Source organism: Calidifontibacter terrae (assembly GCF_054778835.1).
In genome coordinates this window covers 24775-44677 of sequence record NZ_BAAGZF010000002.1, presented here as the reverse complement: position 1 = coordinate 44677, position 19903 = coordinate 24775, and the positions used below count along the sequence as shown (strand labels likewise).

Sequence of the window (19903 nt, the reverse complement as noted above, 5' to 3'; positions counted from 1 at the left end):
CTCAACGTCGCGCGGGGACAATGCCCGGGTGACGATTCTCATCCTGGGTGGCACCGCGGAGGCTCGCGCGCTGGCGGCAGCGCTGGATGGGGAGCGGGTGATCTCCTCGCTCGCGGGTCGGGTCAGCAACCCACGACTGCCTTCCGGTGAGGTGCGGATTGGTGGATTCGGCGGCGCGGCGGGGCTCGCCGCGTACCTCGAGGAACAGAACATCTCCGCGCTGGTCGATGCCACGCATCCGTTCGCGGTCGGAATCACCGCGAACGCGGCAACTGCCGCTGAGGTCCAAGGGGTTCCGGCCATCCGGTTGGCGCGACCCGGGTGGGCGGATCATCCGTACGCCGACTCTTGGGTGTGGGTGCCTGACCTCGACGCGGCGCGGGATGCGGCTGAGCGGATCGGCGGTCGGCCGTTCCTGACCACGGGGCGTCAGAGCTTGCCGAGCTTCGCGTTATGGCGGGATCGGCCGGTATTGGTCCGCGTGGTCGAACCGTTGACCGATGCACCCGAGGCGTGGACGGTCATCTTGGATCGCGGACCGTACGACGACGCCCAAGAGCGTGAGTTGCTTCGGGACCACGCCGTCGGGGTGCTGCTGACCAAAGACTCGGGCGGGTCCTACACCGCAGCCAAGCTCTCCGCGGCGCGAGCGACTCGTGTGCCGGTTGTGGTCGTACAGCGTCCGTCGGTGCCCTCGGGTTTGCCCGAGGTGGCGTCGGTCGCGGAGGCGGTCAACTTCGTACGATCCGCAGGATGACCGCTGCTCCCAGAGACAACACGCTCACCCGTCGGTGCAGCGCCACGGTCGCCGGGATGTCCGCGGCTGTGACCGGTCGGCCACTGCCCAGGGTGCCGCGGTTCTCGGCGCGACCTTGGTAGACGTTGGTGCCGCCGAGCTGTACGCCCAGGGCCGCGGCGAACGCAGCCTCGATGACTCCACCGTTCGGGCTGGGATGGTGAGGTGCGTCCCGGCGGATTGCGGAGACGATCGCTTGAGCTTGCCGCGGCTCGGCGGCGATCACGCAGAGGGCAGCAAGTCTTGCCGGCGCCCAGTTCGCCAGATCGTCGAGTTTCGCTGCAGCCCAGCCAAACTGCTCATACCGCGGCGTGCGGTGACCGACCATCGCGTCGAGGGTGTTGATCGCTCGGTAGGTGATCAGTCCCGGAGCTCCGGCGACGGCGCCCCAGAAGAGCGGCGCGACCACGGCGTCGGAACAGTTCTCCGCCACCGACTCGACCGTTGCTCGAGCGACGCCGTCGAGGTCGAGCGTCTCGGGGTCGCGGCCGACGAGATTTCGGACCTGTTGGCGGGCGGCCGGGAGGTCGGCTGTCGCGAGCTGGCGGTAGATGGCATCGGCTTCCCGGTCGAGTGACCGGCCGCCGAGGACCGCCCAGGTTGCAGCTGCGGTGATGAGGCTGGACTTCGGGAGCCTGGCGGCGCCGAGCAGCACGGCGCCGACCAGGGTTGCCTCGTGGAAAATGCCATGTGTGCGCGTCGGGGCATAGCAGATTTTCTGCGAGGCAGTGGCGACGGATCCGAAGCCGGCGACCGGATGGAATCGTCGGGGGTCGCCCCATCTCCGGTCGGCGACAAACCCGGCGACCAGCCCGACGGCGATCACTTGATCACCAGCTGCTGACCGCTGACCACCAGGATCACCCGGTCGCAGGCCGTCGCGATCTGCTGGTTGACCAAGCCCAGGCGGTCGGCGAAGACCCGGCCGGAGCGGTGTGGGGCAACCAGGCCGAGGCCGACCTCGTTGGTGACGAAGACCAGGTCGTCACGTGCTTCGACGGCGGCGACCAGGTCGGTCGTCTCCGCCTCGAGGGCGGGGACCCACTGGGCGGGCGAAGCTTCCCAGGCATCGAGGGCGTCGAGGCGAGCGGTGAGCCAGGTGCCGAGGCAGTCAACCAGGACCGAACCTTCGGTTTGCCGCACCACCGCCGCCACGTCGGTGGTCTCAACAACGCTCCAGTGTGAGGGCCGTCGATCATGGTGTGCGGCAATGCGGTCGGACCAGTCGGCGTCGTCGGCGCGGGGGGCGGTGGCGACGTACGTGACCTGGTTTTGCCCCTCGAGCAACTGTTCGGCGACGCGACTCTTGCCGGACCGCACACCGCCGGTCACGAGCGTGATCATCGGGCCACCGCCGCCAACACCAGCAGTTGGGCGGTGAAGGCGAGCTCGACGCAGGCGCCGAGGACATCGCCGGTCACGCCGCCGAGTCGGCGAACACACCGGCGTAGCAGGAGGCCGACACTCAGGGCGGCAGCCAGGACGGCGAGCAGACCTTGCAGCGGGGGGAGTCCGACCCACCAGCAGGTCATCGTGAGCAGTGCAGTTCCGATGGCGGCAACGAGCGCCGCAGCCCAGCGCGGAACGGTTCCCGCGACGAGGGCGCCCATGCCCTCGGGACGGGCGCTGTGGATGCCCCGAGCGCAGGCCACCCCGAGGACGCAGCGCGAGGCGACAACACTGACGCAGACCAAGAACGGGTGTACGTCGATCGCACCGATACAGATGGCCTGCAGGCCAACGCCGATGAGCAGCGCGACGACGCCCATCGGGCCGATGTCACCGGTGTGCATGATTTCCAGCGCGCGCTCGCGGGTCCAGCCGCCGCCCAGGCCATCGACCGTGTCGGCGAGACCGTCAAGGTGTAACGCGCGCGTAAGCACAGCAAGAGCGCCGACGATCAGCAAACCCACTGCCGCGCCCGGCAGTCCGGAATGCCAGCCGGCGACGGCAAGCAGGCCGGCAGCGACCCCTAGCGGAAGGGCCGCGAGCGGCGCGAGCAGCATCGACCATCGGGCGGCGTCGCGGTTAAAATCTCCGATGTCCCCGGAAGGAATGACGGTGAGGGTGCCGAGCGAAAGCCGCAGGCCCGTGACGAGCGAGCTCACGAGATGGTCAGCGCATCGGTGACCGCCCCGATGACGGTGACGGCCGGAGGTGCGATCTCGGCCGCGGTGGCGAGGGCGGCGATCTTCTCCAGCGGGCCGCGTACGTCGTGTTGGGTCGGCAGCCCGGCGTCAGCGATGCAGGCCGCAGGCGTGTCCGCGGGCCGACCGTGATCGATCAACTCGCGCGCAATGTCGTCCAGGGTTGCGACCCCCATCAGCACCACGAGGGTGAGGTTGCTCGCGGCGAGGTTCGGCCAGTCGACGTTGCTACGCGGATCGCCCGGGCGAACGTGGCCGGACACGACGGTGAAGCCCTGAGTGAGGTCCCGATGCGTCACCGGGATGCCGGCGAGAGCAGGCGCGGCCAGCGCACTGCTGACGCCCGGGACCACCCGTACGCGGATCCCCGCCTCGACGCAGGCGTTCCACTCCTCACCCCCGCGACCAAAGACGAAGTTGTCCCCGCCTTTGAACCGCACCACGTTTCGCCCGGCACGAGCGTGGTCGACGAGCAGTTGGTTGATCCGGTCTTGGGGCGTGAAGTCGCCGCGCGGCACCTTGCCGACGTGGACGATGTCCGCGTCGAGCTCATCGAGGACAGCCAGCGGCGCGAGCCGGTCACACACAACGACATCCGCGGCGCGCAGGGCAGCCATTCCGGCGAGGGTGAGTAGGCCCGGGTCGCCGGGTCCGCCGCCGACGAGGACGACCTCACCGGGAAAGGTATCTCGATCGGTCAGGTCGGGATGGTTGGGTTTGCTCATGCGGTCACTGCCTTTCGGGCGAGCAGCGGAGTGAGGGCGGCGACGAGGGCGTCGGTGGTGGGGCGGTCGCGTACGGCGATCCGGATCCAGGCGTCGGACAGTCCCGGGAACGTGTCGCAGCGACGCACGACGAATCCGTTGTCGCGCAAGGCTTCCCGCACTCCCGCGCCGACTTTCACCAGAACGAAGGGGGCAGCCCCAGGAACGGGACGCAGGCCGACCGCCTCAAGCCGGCTGGTGAGGTGCGCGCGATTCTTCGCGGCCTCACTCGCCAGCGCTCGGGCTTCGGCGCGCGCGATCCGTGCCGTTGTCGCGGTCGCGACAGCGAGGGCAGGGGTGGAGACCGGCCAGTGCGGCTGCGCTTGCGAAAGTTGCCGCAGCAGCTGGGGATCGCCGATCACATAGCCGGCCCGCAGTCCGGCGACACCCCAGGTCTTGGTGAGTGATCGAATCACCAGAACATCGGCCATCTCTGGCTTTATCATTGACTCTTGTTCAGACGGTAGACAGTCGTAGAAGGCTTCATCGATCACAACAACGCGGCCCGCTCGACGCAGATCGTCCAGCGCCGGCCGCGGGTGCAGCACCCCGGTCGGGTTCGTCGGATTGCCGACGAACACCAGGTCTGCCGCAGGGTCGACGATCGTGGGGTCGAGTCGGAAACCGTCGCTGGGTTGGAGCAGATGATGTTCCGCGCGACGTCCGACGGCCCGCAGCGCCGCGTCGGGTTCGCTGAACTGGGGGTGGACGACCAACGGCCGGCGCCCCTGGATCGCGCGGGCGATCAGCGCGAACGCTTCGGCGCCACCGGCGGTCAACAAGACCATGTCCTCGGGCAACCCGTGGCGGTCAGCGGTCGCCTTTCGCGCCGCTCGCTGGTCGGGATAGGCGGCCAAGTCGTCGACGCCGGCGCGCAGCAGTTCGGCGAGCCAGCGCGGGGGCTGGGGCACTCGTACGTTCACCGCGAGGTCGATCAGGTCGGGACGGTCGCGGATGTCGTCGTCACCGTGGTGGTTGTCGCCCGTCGGTGGGGTCGACCATGACCCCGTGGGCTGAGCCGACCGGAGCGCTAGCGGAGGTCGTGTCGAAACCCGGTGAACGGCGAGCGGGTGCGGCCCGTACGCAGCCGCGGCTCGCGCGAAATTCGCCGCCAGCTGGGGATGGCCGGCCCAGTGCAGGTGAAGGTAGGACGCCACCACCGTCGCGCGGCCGGTGTCGGCCGGGTCGAGCGCAAACCCCTCTGGGCGACCGTCAATCTCCCACGCCGGCTGCTCACCGGCTGCGGGTTCGGTTGCCGTGCGGTGGAATTCGTGAGCCGTCACCGGGGTGCCGGCCGGTCCGAGGATCGAGTCGGTCGCGATCGTTGCCGTTCGGTAACCGAGGGTCAGCCGCGGATGCATCGCGGCAGTTGTCGGCAGCGCGCCGACCATCGGATGCCCGTCGAGCGAGTCAGCCAGATAGAGCAGTCCGGCGCACTCGGCGACCGTCGGCAGTCCGTTCGCGATCTCTTCGCGCACCTGCGCGAGAAGCGTCGTGTTGGCGGCGAGGTCGCTCACATGGGACTCCGGGAACCCGCCTCCGAGGTAGAGACCGCGGGTGTTCGGCGGAAGCGTGGCGTCGATCGCAGGGTCGAAGATCACGGCCTCGCAGCCGGCTGCTTCGAGCAGTTCGGTGGTTTCGGCGTAGCGGAAGGTGAAGGCGCGGCCACCGGCGATGGCGATGACGGGGCGGGTGCGTTGCGCTGTGTCGGCACCGGGTTTGGACACGCCCTCGGCTAACGCCTCGGTCGGCTCAACCAACGGGGTGGAGATCGGTTCGACCGACGGCGTGGGCGACCACGGCGCGCCCGGGACCGGCCCGGCGCTCTCGGCCAACCGGAGCACGGCGGGGAGGTCGATGTGTTCTGCGATCTGTTCGGCGAGTCGGTCGAGGGCGGCGACTGCATCCGTACGCTCCGCCGCGGGCACCAGTCCGAGGTGGCGGGAGGGGGCCGAGACGCCGGCGTCGCGGGGCAACACTCCGAGGACTGGGACCCCCACCTGCTCGACCGCGCGCCTGGCCTCCTGTGCGTGGCGCGGGCTGCCGGATTTGTTGAGGATGACCCCGCCGATTCGTACGTCCGGATCGTGGTCGGCGAGTCCACGCACGATCGCGCCGACCGTCCGCGAGGCGGATGAGATGTCCACGACCAGCAGAACGGGGGAGTCGGTGAGGGAGGCGACATGGGCTGTCGAGGCGAAGCCGTCGCTGCCCAGGCGGCCGTCGAACAGGCCCATCACACCCTCGATCACCCCGACGTCCGCATCGTGAAAACCGTTGAGCAACAACGGGTTGATCAGACGGGGCGAGGTGAGGAAGGGGTCGAGATTCCGCCCCGGACGGCTGGTCGCGAGCGCGTGGTAGCCGGGGTCGATGTAGTCCGGGCCGACCTTGAAGCCGGCCACCGAGTGACCTTGCCGCCGCAGCGCAGCCATCAAGCCGACAGCAACAGTGGTCTTGCCCTGACCCGATGCGGTCGCGGCGATGACGACCCGCGGGTGGTTCACCACTCGATGCCTCGCTGCCCCTTCTGACCGCGGTCGAAGGGGTGGGCGATCTTGGTCATCTCGGTCGCGAGGTCGGCGATCTCGAGCAATCGCGGATGCGGATCGCGCCCGGTGATGACGACATGTTGGTGCCCCGGCCGGTTGGTCAGCGTGTCGACGACGTCATCGATGTCGAGCCAGCCCCACTTGAGCAGGTAGGTGAACTCGTCGAGCACGTACAGCGTGTGGGTCTGCGCGTTCAGGCGGCGCTTGATCTCGGCCCAGCCCTCCTGCGCGTCGCGGGCGTGGTCCGCCTCGGTGCCCGCACGTCGCGACCAGGACCACCCCGAACCCATCTTGTTCCACTCGATCGGACCGCCCTCACCGGTGTCACGGTGCACTCGATCGAGCGCGTCCAGCGCCGCCTGCTCACCGATCTTCCACTTCGCCGACTTCACGAACTGGAAGACCCCGATCGACCACCCCTGATTCCACCCGCGCAGCGCGAGCCCGAACGCGGCCGTCGACTTCCCCTTGCCGGCGCCGCCGTGGACGATCAGTAGCGGCTGATTGCGGCGCTGCTTGGTGGTCAGGCCGTCGTTTGCCTCGACCGGCGTCTGCCCTTGCGCCATCAGGCTGCCTTTCCGGCGGGGGTGGTGTTTCGGCGTACGACATCAACGAGGCCGGCGGCGGCCAACTCCTCGACGGGCACGTGTTCAGCGCCCATCCGTTGAGCGATCCCGGCAGCCAATCCCATTCGGAACCGGCCCGATTCGCAGTCGACGACCACGGCATCGACCCCGGTTGCCGACCACTGGTCGGCAATCGCCCGCGCGCGAGCGAGGGCGTCCTTGCCGGCGGTCGCGCGGCCGTCGGTGACCAGGACGAGCAGCGGTCGGCGGCGTGGGTCGCGAATTCGCTCCAACTGCAGCGTTTGCGCGGCTTTGGTCAGGCCTTCGGCCAACGGGGTACGTCCGCCGTGGGGTAGGTCGGTCAGGCAACGCGCCGCGGCCTCGACCGAGGAAGTCGGCGGGAGGAGCAACTGCGCGTCTGCGCCGCGGAAACTGATGACGCCGACCCGATCGCGTCGCTGGTAGGCATCCATCAGCAGGCTGAGAACGGCCGTCTTGACCTCCTCCATCCGGCGCCGCGCACCCATCGACCCGGACGCATCGACCACGATCAGGACCAGGTTCGACTCACGTCCCTGGGTCACCCGACGGCGTACGTCGGTCGACTCGAAGCGCAGGGTTCCGTCGGCTCGACCGCGGCTGCGCTGGTGCGGCGCTGCGGCGAAAACCGTTGCAGGAACGTGGATTCGGCCGACTGCGCGACCCGTCGCGCCGATGGTGTGGCCGTCCGTAGTGAACGCCTTGCTGCGTCGCCCCGCGGCTCCGCGACCAACGCCGCGAACCCGGAACGTACGGGGTTTGTAGGGCTGCCCGGCGCGGGCGACGCCGGCTGTGGAGGCCCCTTGTTCGGCGGGCTGTTCGGGCTCATCAGCTGTCGAGGTGTCCGCCGACTCCGCCGGTGGGTCGGTGGGCCCGTTCGTCGAGTCGTCCGAACCCTGCGAGTCGTCCGAACGCGGCGAGCCGTCGGGGCCGGCCGAGTCGTCCGGCTCTTCGCTCCCGGGCGGCGGATCCTGCGGGTCGTCCGGCTCATCGTTCAGCAGCTGCTCGAGCAACTCCTCGTCGAGCCCCGGGGCATCGAACGGATTGCGCCGCCGCCGGTGTGGCAGCGCCAGTTTCGCGGCCACCCGGATGTCGTCCTTGGTGACTTCGTCCCGGCCGGCCCAGGCGGCGTGGGCCCGGGCCGCCCGCGCGGTCACGATGTCGGCCCGCATTCCATCGACATCGAACCCCGCGCAGACGCGGGCGATCGTCGACAGCGCCCGGTCGGTGAGACGTACGTCCGCCAAGCGGGCCGTCGCGGTCCGCAACCGCTCGCGCAGATCCTCCTGCGCCTCCTCGAAGCGGGCGGAGAAAGTGTCGGGGTCGGCGTCGAAGGCCAACCGGCGGCGTACGACCTCGGCCCGCTGCCGCGGATCGCGCGACGCGGCGACCTCGACGGTCAGGCCGAACCGGTCCAGCAACTGCGGCCGCAGTTCGCCTTCCTCGGGATTCATCGTTCCGACCAGCGTGACGCTGGCGGCGTGGGAGACCGAAACCCCTTCGCGCTCAACGGTGTTGCGACCCATCGCCGCGGCGTCGAGGAGCACATCGACAAGGTGGTCGTGGAGCAGGTTGACCTCGTCGACGTAAAGGATCCCGCGGTGTGCCTGAGCCAGGAGGCCAGGCTCGAAGCTGGTCTGACCGGTGCTGAGCGCTTTGCCGAGATCGAGCGATCCGACGACGCGGTCCTCGCCGGCGCCCACCGGCAGTTCGACCAGGCGAGCGGGTCGACGATGCGCCGCTCCGGTGTGGGGAGCGTCGGGGCAGGTCGGGTCCGGACGAGCCGGATCACAGCCGAACCGGCAGCCATCGAGCACCGCTTGGTCGGGCAGAACGGCGGTCAGCGCGCGCACCATGGTCGACTTCGCGGTGCCCTTCTCGCCGCGTACGAGCACCCCGCCGACCTGCGGCGAAACGGTGGTGAGGACAAGCGCGAGAGCCATGTCGTCTGAGCCGACGATGGCCGCAAAAGGGAACTGCGACAAAGGATTCAACCTCCCGGCGAGTGACCACGCTCGCCCGTAGTGGTGACCCGACCGGGATCGGTCGGATCGACACGTACGACGTCCTGGCTTGCCGGCGACCTCAGGGTCGGCGACTCACAGTGGCGGGACCGCTCCGGAATTTCACCGGTATTCCTCGTCGTGCCGCTCGCATTCTGGCACAGCGATGGTCGGTCAGCCGGGGCGGTTCGCGGGCGGGGTCGACCGGGAGGAGTAGAGGTGGGACTCCACGAACTCGCCCGCGGTCAGCGCCCTGCCGACCAGGATCACCGCCGCCTGCCGCAGCGCGTGGCCCTCGACCTGGTTGGCGATGTCGGCGAGGGTGCCGCGCAGGACCAGTTCGTCGGGGGTGCTCACCTGGGAGCCGACGACGACCGGGCAGTCGGCGCCGTAGAACGGGATGAGTTCTTCGGCGATGCGCCGGGTGTGGCGGATCGCGAGGTGCAGGACGAGTGTCGCGCCCGTGGCGGCGTAGGCCTGCAGCGATTCGCCGGGCGGCATTTTGGTCGAATCTCGTTGAGCGCGAGTGAGAACGACCGATTGGGCAACCTCGGGCACCGTCAGTTCGCGACCGATCAGGGCAGCCGCGGCGGCATAGGCGGGCACCCCCGGGCAGACGTCCCAGGCGATGCCGAGGGCGTCGAGCCGACGGGTCTGCTCGGCGATCGCGGAGTAGACGCTGGGGTCGCCGGAGCAGAGGCGGGCGACGTCCTTCCCGGCCGCATCGGTTCGTTGGATGACGTCGATGATCGCGTCGAGATTGAGGTGCTGGGTGTCGACCAGGTCCGCGTCCTCGGGGCAGTGGCTCAGAACTTCGGCGTCGAGGTAGGTGCCGGCATAGAGACACACCGGGCTGGCGGCGAGCAGGTTCACCGCGCGCAGGGTGAGCAGGTCGGCAGCGCCCGGGCCAGCGCCGATGAAGTGAACGGTCATGCTTCCTTCTTCGTATTCCATTGCACAACAGCCCGATTCGGCTGCCACGAGAGGTAGCTGCCAAGCGGCTGTGCTTGTTCGACAGTGATCCTGGTCAGCTCGCCGCCATACCTTCGGTGGCCCGCGAGCAGGATCGCCTCGGTCTCCAGGGTGACTGCGTGGGCGACCAGTCGGCCGTTCGGTCGAAGGTGAGTCCAGGCCGTCTCGAGGAGATCTTGGGTGAGCCCGCCCCCGACGAAGATCGCATCAGGTTCACCGTCGAGCGGCTCGGTGACGTCCTGTTCGAGGACCGTCAACAGATCATCGACGCCGGCGAGTCCGGCGTTGCGCCGCACCCTCGCGGCGCGCTTCGTATTCCGCTCGACGCTGACGCATCGCCCACCGGCCAAGCACCACTCGACACCGACCGAGCCCGACCCCGCGCCGAGGTCCCAGAGCAGCTGTCCGGGGTGCGGTCGCAACCGGGCAAGGGCGCTCGCTCGTAGGTCGCGCTTGGTGATCTGACCGTCGGTGTCGTACGAGCTTTCGGCGCGTCCCGCCGCGCGACCTGGGAGGTCGGCGCTCGCCGGGACGGCGACTGCGCAGGTGACCAGATCGGGGGTCGGAGTGTCGTCCCAGCGGTCGGCCGTAGCGATCCGGGAACCCTCGCGCGGGCCGCCAAGGTGCCACCAGGCGGTGAGAGTCGCATCGCCGATTCCGTTGTTGCGCAGGAGTTCTGCGAGTTCTGCTGGGCTGCTGCCGGCTGAGCAGAGCACAATCAATCGCGCGCCCGGCGCGAGGTGGCGGATCACCCGGCCGAGGGAGCGGCCCACCGTGGTCACGACGGTGGTCGACTCGGCCGACCAACCCATGCGGGCTCGTACGAGAGTGTCCGTGGAGACCGCAGGATGAATCCGCAAGCGGTCTGCCCCGAGGAGCTCGATCAGCGTCGTGCCGATGCCGGAACGGAGCGGATCGCCGCTGGCGAGCAGCACTGTTCCGTCCGGGAGCGCGTCGATGAAGACGGCCAGCTGGGGTCGCAGCGGGGAGGGCCAGGTTGTTCGCCGCTGGTTGCTCGCCGCATCCGCCGCCGGGATCAGGTCGAGGTGACGCTGACCGCCGACGACGGCCGGCGCGTCGAGCACCAACTGCTGCAAGTGGATCGGCAGATCGGCGAATCCGGACTCGCCGATGCCTACGACCTCGATCACCCGGCTCACTGTAGGTCCGCCCCCCAACTACGCCCGTAGTAAAGGTTTTTCGTCGTAATAGCGACCACTTTCTGAGGGCTCACGACTCGTCAACGTAGCGAGGCGTCCACACGTGTCCACCCGCGCCGACCCGGGTGGAGCTCGCACCGACGATCACCAAACACTTCATGTCGACGATGCCGGGATCGAATTCGCCGAGCGTGGTGATCGTGGTGGACTCCTGCGCGCGACCGATGTCGCGGGCGATGACCACGACAGTCTGCGGATCGCGTACGGCGAGAAGCTCCTCGCGCGCAGCGAAAAGTTGGTCGGGGCGACTGCGGGAGCGCGGGTTGTAGAGCGCGACGACCAGGTCGGCCTCCGCCGCCGCGCGCAGTCGCTGAGCCACGACAGACCATGGCTTGAGCCGGTCGGACAGCGAAATGATCGCGAAGTCCGCGCCAAGCGGTGCGCCAACCCTTGCCGCTGCGGCCTGGGCTGCGGACACCCCCGGATGCACCTCCACCGGCACGTCCGCATAGCCGTCCTCGACGGCTTCGAAGACGGCCGAGGCCATTCCGAAAACCCCTGCATCTCCGCCGGAAACCACCGCGACGTCGGCGCCAGCGCGGGCGAGAGCAAGGGCGTGGCGGGCGCGATCGACCTCCACCGTGTTGCCGCTCGCGTGTCGAGTCAGCCCCGCGCGCTGCGGAACGCGATCGACGTACGGCGCGTAGCCGATGACGTGGTCAACCCCCGCGAGGATGTCGCTCACGTCAGGAGTGAGCCACCGGTCCGGACCCGGCCCCAGGCCGACGACATGCACGGTTCCACGTGAATCACTTTGCCGGGCAACGGGTTCCGGAGCCTGACGCCCGGCCGAGTCGGCGCGTCGGTCGAGCCCGGGCACCACGATGATCGACATGTACGGCACGGACGCCGGGTCGACGTCGGCCACCGGCAGGACGCGCTGGCCATCGCGGGAGGCGCGCTCGATGTAGACCGCGCGACCCAGGACACCGGCTTGGCGCAGAGCCTCACGCACTCCCGGAAAGGTGCGGCCGAGCTTCATGATCACGGCTGCGTCGGTGTCGGCGAGGCGGCGAGCCAGTTCGGCCACCGGGAGGGTGCCCGGCAACACCGTCACGACATCCTCGTGGCGCGAAAGTGTCTGGGCCGCAGCGGCGGTCGCCGCGCTGAAGGCCGCCACGCCAGGGACGACCTCGGTCGGAAACCGCGGCGCCAACCGGTCGTGCAAATACATGAAGGAGCCGTAGAACATCGGGTCGCCCTCGGCCAGAACCACGACCTTCCGCCCGGCCTCGAGGTGAGTCGCGAGCCGGTCGGCACATTCGTCGTAGAACAGCGCCAAGTGGGCGTGGTAGCCGCCGGGATGATCGGTCGCGCCGGTCGTGACGGGGTAGCGCAACTCCTCCTCGATCACCTCGGCCGGGATGAGGTCTGCGGCGATGGCTCGCGCGATCGAGCTGCGGCCGGTGCCCGCATGGAACGCGATCACATCGGCCTCCGCGATGAGTCGTGCCGCTTTGCGGGTGAGGAGGTCGGGGTCGCCGGGGCCGACGCCGACGCCGTACAACTGGCCGGTCATCAGATCTCCGATCGGGAAGCGAGTGCGTTGACGGCCGCGGCGGCCATGGCCGAACCACCCCGATGACCGTGCACGGTGAACCAGGGGATGACGCGGCCGTCGGCCAACCGGTGTTCGGCCAAGGCGACCTTTGATTCGGCTGAGCCGACGAAGCCGACCGGGATGCCGACGATGGCGGCCGGGCGAGGGCCGCCGTCGTGGATCCATTCGAGCAGGTGGAACAGCGCGGTGGGAGCGTTGCCGATGGCAACGACGGCTCCCTCCAACTGTTCGCCCCAGAGCGAGACAGCTGCGGCAGCCCGGGTCGTGCCCCATTGCGCTGCCAGGGCTGGAACGCGGGGATCACGCAGCAGGCAGACGACCTCATTATCGGCGGGGAGGCGCGCTCGGGTGATGCCCGAGGCGAGCATCACCGAGTCGGTGAAAATCGTTGCGCCAGAACGCAATGCGTTGCTGGCCGCGGCCACCACATCGGGTGCGGCGGCGACAGATCCCACCAGCTCGGGATCTCCAGCCGCGTGGATGACTCGGGCCACCACAGGCTCGACACCAGCGGCGAATCCCCTCAGATCGGTTCGCTCGCGGATAGTGGCGAACGACCGGCGATAGATCTCGGCACCGTCGGTCAGGTAGTCGTATCGGCGTTGTGGCGGGTTCATGCCTGGCTCCGGATGTCGTCAGCGGTGAGCGGTTCGAGGACGTCGATGTAGGGCCCGGTCGGGTGGCCGCATCGGCGCTCGCAGCCGGACACGTGAACGGGCGGACCGCCCGGGGCGATGTCGAGCGCGGCGCGGCGGGTCAGGTCGAGGGTGTGGATGGTGGTGCGGCCGCACCACGGCGCCCCAACGCAGGAGGTGAGTCTTGCCCAGGGCGACTCGCCGGTGATGAATCCCGTTGGTTCGGAACGGGTTCCGATGACCACGGAGCGCCACGGGGTGATCGTCACGTGATCGGCGAGCGTCGCCAAGGCTGTTGCGTGGTTGTGGTCGAGCATCCCGAGGGGCACCCCGGCGATGAGGGCGTCGCCGTATCGACCGGGCAGCAACGGGTGGGCAACCGGGCGCGGCGAGGGCTCGAGTCCGGCGAAGATCGGGTGGCCCGCCGGCAGGTCGCGGACGTTCCACGCGCGCTCGTCGCGCGGGGTGCGGACGAACGTACGGGCTCGGTCCAGGAGTGCCCCGACGGCGTCGGCGGAGGAGCAATCGGTGGCGTGGTCGCCGACGTGCAGGGTGCCGGAGCCAGCGTCGTAGGCGAGGTCCCACGGGGTGGCCAGGACGCCGAATTCGCGCGCATCAGTGGGGGCACTGTCCGCGAGCGCGAACAGCCAGCGGCCTGGAAGGTCGGCCAATTCCGGATCTGCACACAGGCCGTGGTCGAGTTCGGCCACCATCGATCGCAGCCCGGGAGCTAGGGGGTCGGCGACGATGTTTCGCACCCGTTCGTGGCTTGCCGAGGGAAGCAAACCTGTGTCCTCAACGGCCTGAATCAGGCTCTCCGGCAACGGATTCGGCAGAGCGCGCAGTTGCAGGTTCCCGCGCGAGGTCAGCTGGACGACCGGCGCGCCGAACTCGGCGGCAATCTCCGTCAGGCGGGTCAGAACCTCGGTCGCGATGAACCCTCCGGGAACCCGCAGCCGGATGATCACGCCGTCGGCCGCGACAAAGGGGCGCAGCAAGCCGGGGCAACGGTCGCCGCCGGTTCGTGCGGCGACCGGGCACGCGGTGGGGGCGGGTTCGGTCACGCGGCGAGGATACGCAGTCGGCTCGCGGCGGAAAGTGGTCGCTGTGACAGAGCGGGGCTCCGAAAGTGGTCGCTATAGCGACGAAAAAGCTTTACTACGGGCGTAGGGGGGTGGCGGGCTCGTGGCGCCCGGGTAGGGTCGCCGATGGCAGCTGAACACGGAACCCGGTGTGAATCCGGGACGGTCGCGCCACTGTGAGGCTCTCGAGCCGAGTCAGGAACGTGTCAGTTGCCGGCCGTGCCCATCCGGGCCGGTCCCAGATCGTTCCGGGGCGCGGACCCCGCGAAGGAGCCGAGCCGATGGCGCGCATCGCCCTGCTGTCCACGTCCGACACCGACCTGCTCAGCGCTCGCGCGAGCGGCGCCGACTTCACCTGGGCCAATCCGGCCCGCGGGCCGATCGGGCCGGCTCTCGAGGACGCCGACATCGTGATCGCCCGCATCCTGGGCAGTCCCCTGGACGTCACTGACGAGATCCGCGCCTTGCAGCAGCCGCTGGTCGTTCTCGGCGGCGAACTCACACCGAACGCCGCGATGATGGAATTGTCGCAGCGTGTGCCGGTCGGGGTCGTACACCAGGCCCACGACTACCTCGTCAACGGCGGACCCGACAACCTGCGCAACCTGCATGCATTTCTCTCGGACAGCCTGCTGCTGACCGGCGACGCCGCCGAGCCGCCGCAGGAACTGCCGACCTGGGGAGTCCTCGACCGCCCGGAGGGGGAGGGGCCGCGCGTTGGCGTGCTCTTCTACCGCGCGCAATATGCCGCCGGGAACACGTCGTACGCCCACGCGCTCTGCGACGCGATCGACGCCGCGGGTGGCCGCGGAGTGCCGATCTTTGCCGCTTCGCTGCGGGATGCGCCGCAGGATCTGCTGGACCAACTCGGCACCCTCGATGCCCTCGTCACGACTGTTCTCGCGGCCGGTGGCAGCAAGCCGGCCCACGCCCAAGCCGGCGAGGATGACGAGAGTTGGGACGTCAAACCGCTCGCCGATCTGGACATCCCGATCATCCAGGGCCTCTGCCTCACCTGGAGCCGCGCCGACTGGGCTGACTCCGACGACGGCATGTCGCCACTGGATGTGGCGACCCAGGTCGCAGTGCCCGAGTTCGATGGTCGACTGATCTCGGTTGCGTTCTCGTTCAAAGAGATTGACGCCGACGGGCTGCCGGATTACGTCGCCGACCCAGAGCGCTGCGCCCGTGTTGCGGGTATTGCGGTGAACCACGCCCGGCTGCGCCACACCCCGGTCGAGCAGCGGAAAATCGCGGTGCTGCTGTCGGCCTATCCGACCAAACACTCGCGGATCGGCAACGCGGTCGGCCTCGACACCCCGGTCTCGACCATCCGGCTGCTGCGCGCGATGCGGGAGGCCGGCTACGACGTCGGCGACGCGATCCCCGGCCTCGGCGAGATCGAGCCCAAGGACGGCGAATCGCTCGACACCACGGCCGGGAACACGCTGGTGCATGCGCTGATCGCGGCCGGCGGTCAGGATCCGGACTGGCTCACCCAACAGCAGGTCAGCGACGCGCAGGTGCGCATCCCGGCAGCCCGTTATCGCCAATGGTTCGACGCGCTGCCGGAAGACCTGCGCACCGCGATGACTGGGGCGTGGGGTGAGGCGCCCGGCAACCTCTACGTCGACAACGACGAAATCGTCTGCGCCGCAATCAAGTCCGGCAACATCGTGATCCTGGTGCAGCCGCCACGCGGGTTCGGCGAGAACCCGATCGCGATCTATCACGACCCCGACCTGCCGCTGACTCATCACTATCTGGCGACCTATCGCTGGATCGAGGAGGAGTTCGGCGCTCACGCGGTGGTCCACATGGGCAAACACGGCAACCTCGAGTGGCTGCCCGGCAAGAACCTGGCGATGTCGGCTAGCTGCGGAACAGACGCCGCGCTGGGTTCGCTGCCGCTGATCTACCCGTTCCTGGTCAACGACCCGGGCGAGGGAACGCAGGCCAAACGCCGCGCGCACGCCACGGTGGTCGATCACCTCGTGCCGCCGATGGCGCGGGCGGAGTCGTACGGCGACATCGCTCGCCTCGAGCAGTTGCTGGACGAATACGGCAACGTCAGCGCGATGGACCCGGCCAAGGCGCCGGCGTTGCGCGGCGAGATCTGGACCCTGCTGCAGGCGGCCAAGTTGCATGAGGATCTCGGCATCGCCGAGAGGCCCGACGACGAGACCTTCGACGACTTCGTGATGCACGTCGACAGCTGGCTCTGCGAGATCAAGGACTCTCAGATCCGCGATGGTCTGCACGTTCTCGGCCAGGCGCCCGAAGGCGAGGAGCTGATCAACCTCACGCTCGCCATCCTGCGCGCCGGTCAGACTTTCGGCGGCAAGGGCGACGGGGTTCCCGGGCTGCGCGTTGCCCTCGGCCTGGCCGAAGACGCCCCCGCGAAGGAAACCGACCGAATCGAGCAACTCGCCCGCGACCTGGTGACCGCCGCAGCCGCCCACGACTGGCACCCCGACGCGGTCGAAAAGATCGTGGAAACCGTTCTCGGACAGGCGAATGCGGGCGTACGGGCGTCGTTGGAGTTTGCTTGTGACGAGGTCGTTCCGCGCTTGGCGCAAACCACGCGGGAGATTCCGATGGTGTTGCACGCGCTCGAGGGTGGTTACGTTCCGGCCGGTCCGTCGGGTTCGCCGTTGCGCGGTCTGGTCAACGTGTTGCCGACCGGCCGCAACTTCTACTCGGTCGACCCCAAAGCGATCCCCTCCCGGCTGGCCTATCAGACCGGTTCAGCGATGGCCGAGTCGTTGCTCGAGCGCTATCACAGCGAGCAGGGCGACTGGCCCGAGTCGGTCGGGTTGTCGGTGTGGGGCACCTCGGCGATGCGGACCAGCGGCGACGACATCGGGGAGGTCTTGGCGCTGCTCGGCGTTCTGCCGCTCTGGGACGAACAGTCCCGCCGGGTCGTCGGCCTCGAACCGCTAGATCTGGCCGAGCTGGGTCGCCCCAGGATCGACGTCACGGTGCGGATCTCCGGCTTCTTCCGGGACGCGTTCCCACACGTGATTGCGATGCTCGACGATGCGGTTGCGCTCGTCGCGGACCTCGACGAGTCCACCGAACAGAACTTCGTCCGGAAACACGCGCAGGCCGACCTGGCTGACCACGGTGACGAACGTCGTTCCCGGACAAGGATCTTCGGCTCGAAACCGGGGTCGTACGGCGCCGGTGTGCTGCAGGTCGTCGAGTCGGGTCAGTGGCGCAGCGACGACGATCTGGCCGAGGTTTACACGGCCTGGGGCGGGTTCGCCTACGGTCGCGGTCTCGACGGGGTGCCCGCGCGCGACGACATGCAAGCCAACTATCGGCGGATCCAGGTCGCCGCGAAGAACATCGACAACCGCGAGTCGGACATCCTCGATTCCGACGACTACTTCCAGTATCACGGCGGCATGGTGGCGACCGTCCGCGCGCTGACCGGCGCCGATCCCCAGGCGTACGTGGGGGATTCGACCTCGCCGGACAACGTTCGGACCCGCACGCTGCAGGAAGAGACGAACCGCGTCTTTCGGGCTCGCGTGGTCAATCCGCGGTGGATCGCCGCGATGCAGCGCCACGGTTACAAGGGCGCCCTCGAACAGGCTGCGACGCTGGACTACCTGTTCGGTTTCGATGCGACAGCTGGCGTGGTTCCGGACTGGATGTACGAGTCGGTTGCGCAGGCTTACGTCACCGACAAGACCAACCAGGAGTTCCTGCGTCAGGCGAACCCGTGGGCGCTGCACGCGATGGTCGAGAAGCTGTCGGAGGCTGCCGACCGCGGCTTGTGGGAGAGCCCCGATCCGGAGTTGATAGAGCAATTGCAGCAGATTTACCTCGACGTCGAAGGCGATCTGGAGGAGTGAGCGACCGCCTGCCACCGCGTCCCACGCCGTTGATCGGCGACCCGAGTTCGGCCCGCGAGCGCGCGGCCGATCCGGCGGGTTGGGCGATGCCGCCGGAGGTCGTCAAGGCGTTGGAGTCGGTGATCGGTGGGCGTCGCGACATTCGCCGATTCCGAGCGGATTCTGTGCCTGATGAGCTGGTACAAAAGGTGCTGGCAGCAGCCCATGCCGCGCCCTCGGTCGGGCACTCGCAGCCCTGGCGGTTCATCGTCGTCCGCGATCCAGCCACCCGGGATCGGGCCGCCCACATGGCCGATCGAGCGCGGTTGCAGCAGGCCCACCTACTCACCGACGAGCGCGCGGCCCGGCTGTTGGACCTCAAACTGGAGGGCGTACGCGAGGCTCCGGTCGGCGTCGTCGTCACCTGCGATCGCCGCGCGCCGTCGGCCGGGGTTCTTGGCCGCGCGACCTTCCCCGACACCGACCTGTGGTCCTGCGCCTGCGCGATTCAGAACCTGTGGCTGACCGCGCGAGCGCTCGGGCTCGGTGTCGGCTGGGTGACGCTGTTCGACCAGGCCGAATTGGGTGAGTTGCTGGGCCTGCCGGAGGGCGTCGTCACCCTCGGTTGGCTGTGTCTCGGCTGGCCCGATGAGCGGCCGCCGTCGCCCGGGCTGGAACGGGCGGCGTGGTCGCGGAAGCTGCCGCTCGATCAGGTCGTGATGTCTGAGGGTTGGGCGGATGTGGCGAGTCCGGCTTCCCACCTGCGCGGTCCGGCCGCCGATCGATTGGTCGGGGCAACTGACGATGCCGACCGGCTGCTGAGTCCGCCGGATGCGCTCGGTGTTCTGGACCGGGCGGTGAATCGAGTGGCTTCCCTTGCAGAGATCGACGGGGCCACGCTGCTGCTGGTCGGCGCGGACCATCCGGTGGTCCGCCACGGCGTGAGTGCGTACGACCCCCGCGTCACCCGCGACGTCCTGACCAGCGCTGTTGCCGGGACGTCGGCCGGGGTTGCCCATGCTCGCGCCGCGGGGTTCGAGACCGTCGTGGTCGACGCCGGTGTCGCGGGTGAGCCGGTCGAGGGTGCGGTGGATGCTCGGCCGCTCGATCCGCGTGGTGACCTGCTGGAGCGCGACGCGCTCACGGTGGCCGATGTCGACCGGTTGTTGGCGCGCGGCCGCTCGTTGGCTGGCGACGGGCTGTTGATTCTGGGGGAAGTGGGAGTCGGCAACACCACGGTGGCGGCGGCGCTCGCCGCCGCGCTGCTCGGGCTGAGTCCAGCCGAGGCCGTCGGGCTCGGGTCGGGCGCTGACGCCGCGATGGTCGAACGGAAGGTCGAGGTGGTGGCGGCTGCGATCGAGCGGGTCGGTGACCGGGACGTTCGCGACCTGCTCGCTGCGCTGGGCGGCCCCGAGATTGTCCTGCTCGCCGGCGTCGTGTTGGGCGCTGCGGAGGCTGGGCAGCCGGTGGTTTTGGATGGCCTCGCCACCAGCGTCGCGGCGCTGGTCGCCGTACGGCTGGAACCTGCATCCCAGGCGTATCTCATTGCGGGACAACGCAGTCGGGAAGAAGCGCATGGTGCCCTGCTGCGTGAGCTCGGTGTGGAGCCGCTGCTGGATCTGCGGTTGCGGGCCGGCGAGGGAATTGGCGGATGTCTGGCCGCGTCGCTGCTGCTGCAGGGGCTGCGGGCGCGGCGAGCGACAGTCAGAACCTCGGACTGACCC

Annotated in this window: 15 protein-coding genes and 2 riboswitches; of the genes, 3 read left to right on the top strand and 12 right to left on the bottom strand. The window is 69.1% G+C overall.

The window, feature by feature from the left end; genetic code table 11:
• The first annotated feature begins 28 nt into the window (after positions 1–28).
• Entirely contained in the window at positions 29–757 is a 729-nt protein-coding gene (locus ACYU98_RS02880; protein WP_460466683.1) for a cobalt-precorrin-6A reductase, read from the top strand.
• Here ACYU98_RS02880 and cbiB read toward each other — a convergent pair.
• The 12 genes from cbiB to ACYU98_RS02820 all read right to left on the bottom strand — a co-directional run bounded on the left by cbiB (position 732) and on the right by ACYU98_RS02820 (position 14319).
• Positions 732–1622, bottom strand: coding sequence for an adenosylcobinamide-phosphate synthase CbiB (gene cbiB / locus ACYU98_RS02875; RefSeq protein WP_460466682.1), 891 nt, complete (start codon positions 1620–1622; stop codon positions 732–734). The genes ACYU98_RS02880 and cbiB overlap by 26 nt on opposite strands.
• The gene (gene cobU / locus ACYU98_RS02870; RefSeq protein ID WP_460466681.1) at positions 1619–2140 is read right to left on the bottom strand and encodes a bifunctional adenosylcobinamide kinase/adenosylcobinamide-phosphate guanylyltransferase; all 522 of its coding nucleotides are present in this window, start codon (positions 2138–2140) and stop codon (positions 1619–1621) included. The genes cbiB and cobU overlap by 4 nt, the downstream gene beginning before the upstream one ends.
• Positions 2137–2904: an adenosylcobinamide-GDP ribazoletransferase gene (locus ACYU98_RS02865; RefSeq protein ID WP_460466680.1), complete on the bottom strand. Its 768-nt coding sequence runs from the start codon at positions 2902–2904 to the stop codon at positions 2137–2139. Before ACYU98_RS02865 ends, cobU begins: the two co-directional genes overlap by 4 nt.
• Positions 2901–3668, bottom strand: coding sequence for a uroporphyrinogen-III C-methyltransferase (gene cobA / locus ACYU98_RS02860; protein ID WP_460466679.1), 768 nt, complete (start codon positions 3666–3668; stop codon positions 2901–2903). Before cobA ends, ACYU98_RS02865 begins: the two co-directional genes overlap by 4 nt.
• Positions 3665–6214, bottom strand: coding sequence for a cobyrinate a,c-diamide synthase (locus tag ACYU98_RS02855; protein WP_460466678.1), 2550 nt, complete (start codon positions 6212–6214; stop codon positions 3665–3667). Before ACYU98_RS02855 ends, cobA begins: the two co-directional genes overlap by 4 nt.
• The gene (gene cobO, locus ACYU98_RS02850; RefSeq protein WP_460466677.1) at positions 6211–6825 is read right to left on the bottom strand and encodes a cob(I)yrinic acid a,c-diamide adenosyltransferase; all 615 of its coding nucleotides are present in this window, start codon (positions 6823–6825) and stop codon (positions 6211–6213) included. The genes ACYU98_RS02855 and cobO overlap by 4 nt, the downstream gene beginning before the upstream one ends.
• Positions 6825–8849, bottom strand: a complete 2025-nt coding sequence (locus tag ACYU98_RS02845; RefSeq protein WP_460466676.1) for a putative cobaltochelatase — start codon at positions 8847–8849, stop codon at positions 6825–6827. Before ACYU98_RS02845 ends, cobO begins: the two co-directional genes overlap by 1 nt.
• Positions 8848–9050: riboswitch (cobalamin riboswitch) on the bottom strand. Its footprint overlaps the gene before it by 2 nt.
• Positions 9042–9800 (bottom strand): cobalt-precorrin-4/precorrin-4 C(11)-methyltransferase, encoded by a 759-nt coding sequence (locus tag ACYU98_RS02840; protein WP_460466675.1) that lies wholly within the window; start codon positions 9798–9800, stop codon positions 9042–9044. Its footprint overlaps the riboswitch before it by 9 nt.
• Positions 9797–10990: a precorrin-6y C5,15-methyltransferase (decarboxylating) subunit CbiE gene (gene cbiE / locus ACYU98_RS02835; protein WP_460466674.1), complete on the bottom strand. Its 1194-nt coding sequence runs from the start codon at positions 10988–10990 to the stop codon at positions 9797–9799. The genes ACYU98_RS02840 and cbiE overlap by 4 nt, the downstream gene beginning before the upstream one ends.
• Positions 10991–11069: 79 nt before the next feature.
• Positions 11070–12578, bottom strand: coding sequence for a precorrin-2 C(20)-methyltransferase (locus ACYU98_RS02830; protein ID WP_460466673.1), 1509 nt, complete (start codon positions 12576–12578; stop codon positions 11070–11072).
• Entirely contained in the window at positions 12578–13237 is a 660-nt protein-coding gene (locus ACYU98_RS02825) for a precorrin-8X methylmutase (RefSeq protein ID WP_460466672.1), read from the bottom strand. Before ACYU98_RS02825 ends, ACYU98_RS02830 begins: the two co-directional genes overlap by 1 nt.
• Positions 13234–14319, bottom strand: a complete 1086-nt coding sequence (locus tag ACYU98_RS02820; protein WP_460466671.1) for a cobalamin biosynthesis protein CobG — start codon at positions 14317–14319, stop codon at positions 13234–13236. The genes ACYU98_RS02825 and ACYU98_RS02820 overlap by 4 nt, the downstream gene beginning before the upstream one ends.
• Before the next feature lie 118 nt (positions 14320–14437).
• Positions 14438–14562: riboswitch (cobalamin riboswitch) on the top strand.
• Positions 14563–14618: 56 nt separating this feature from the next.
• Between ACYU98_RS02820 and cobN the strand changes: the two genes are divergently transcribed.
• Together cobN and bluB are read left to right on the top strand one after the other, a co-directional pair.
• Complete coding sequence (gene cobN, locus ACYU98_RS02815; RefSeq protein WP_460466670.1) at positions 14619–18200, top strand: cobaltochelatase subunit CobN; 3582 nt, start codon at positions 14619–14621, stop codon at positions 18198–18200.
• On the top strand, positions 18197–19900 hold the full coding sequence (bluB, locus tag ACYU98_RS02810) for a 5,6-dimethylbenzimidazole synthase (protein WP_460466669.1): 1704 nt from the start codon (positions 18197–18199) through the stop codon (positions 19898–19900). The genes cobN and bluB overlap by 4 nt, the downstream gene beginning before the upstream one ends.
• Positions 19901–19903 lie beyond the last annotated feature (3 nt).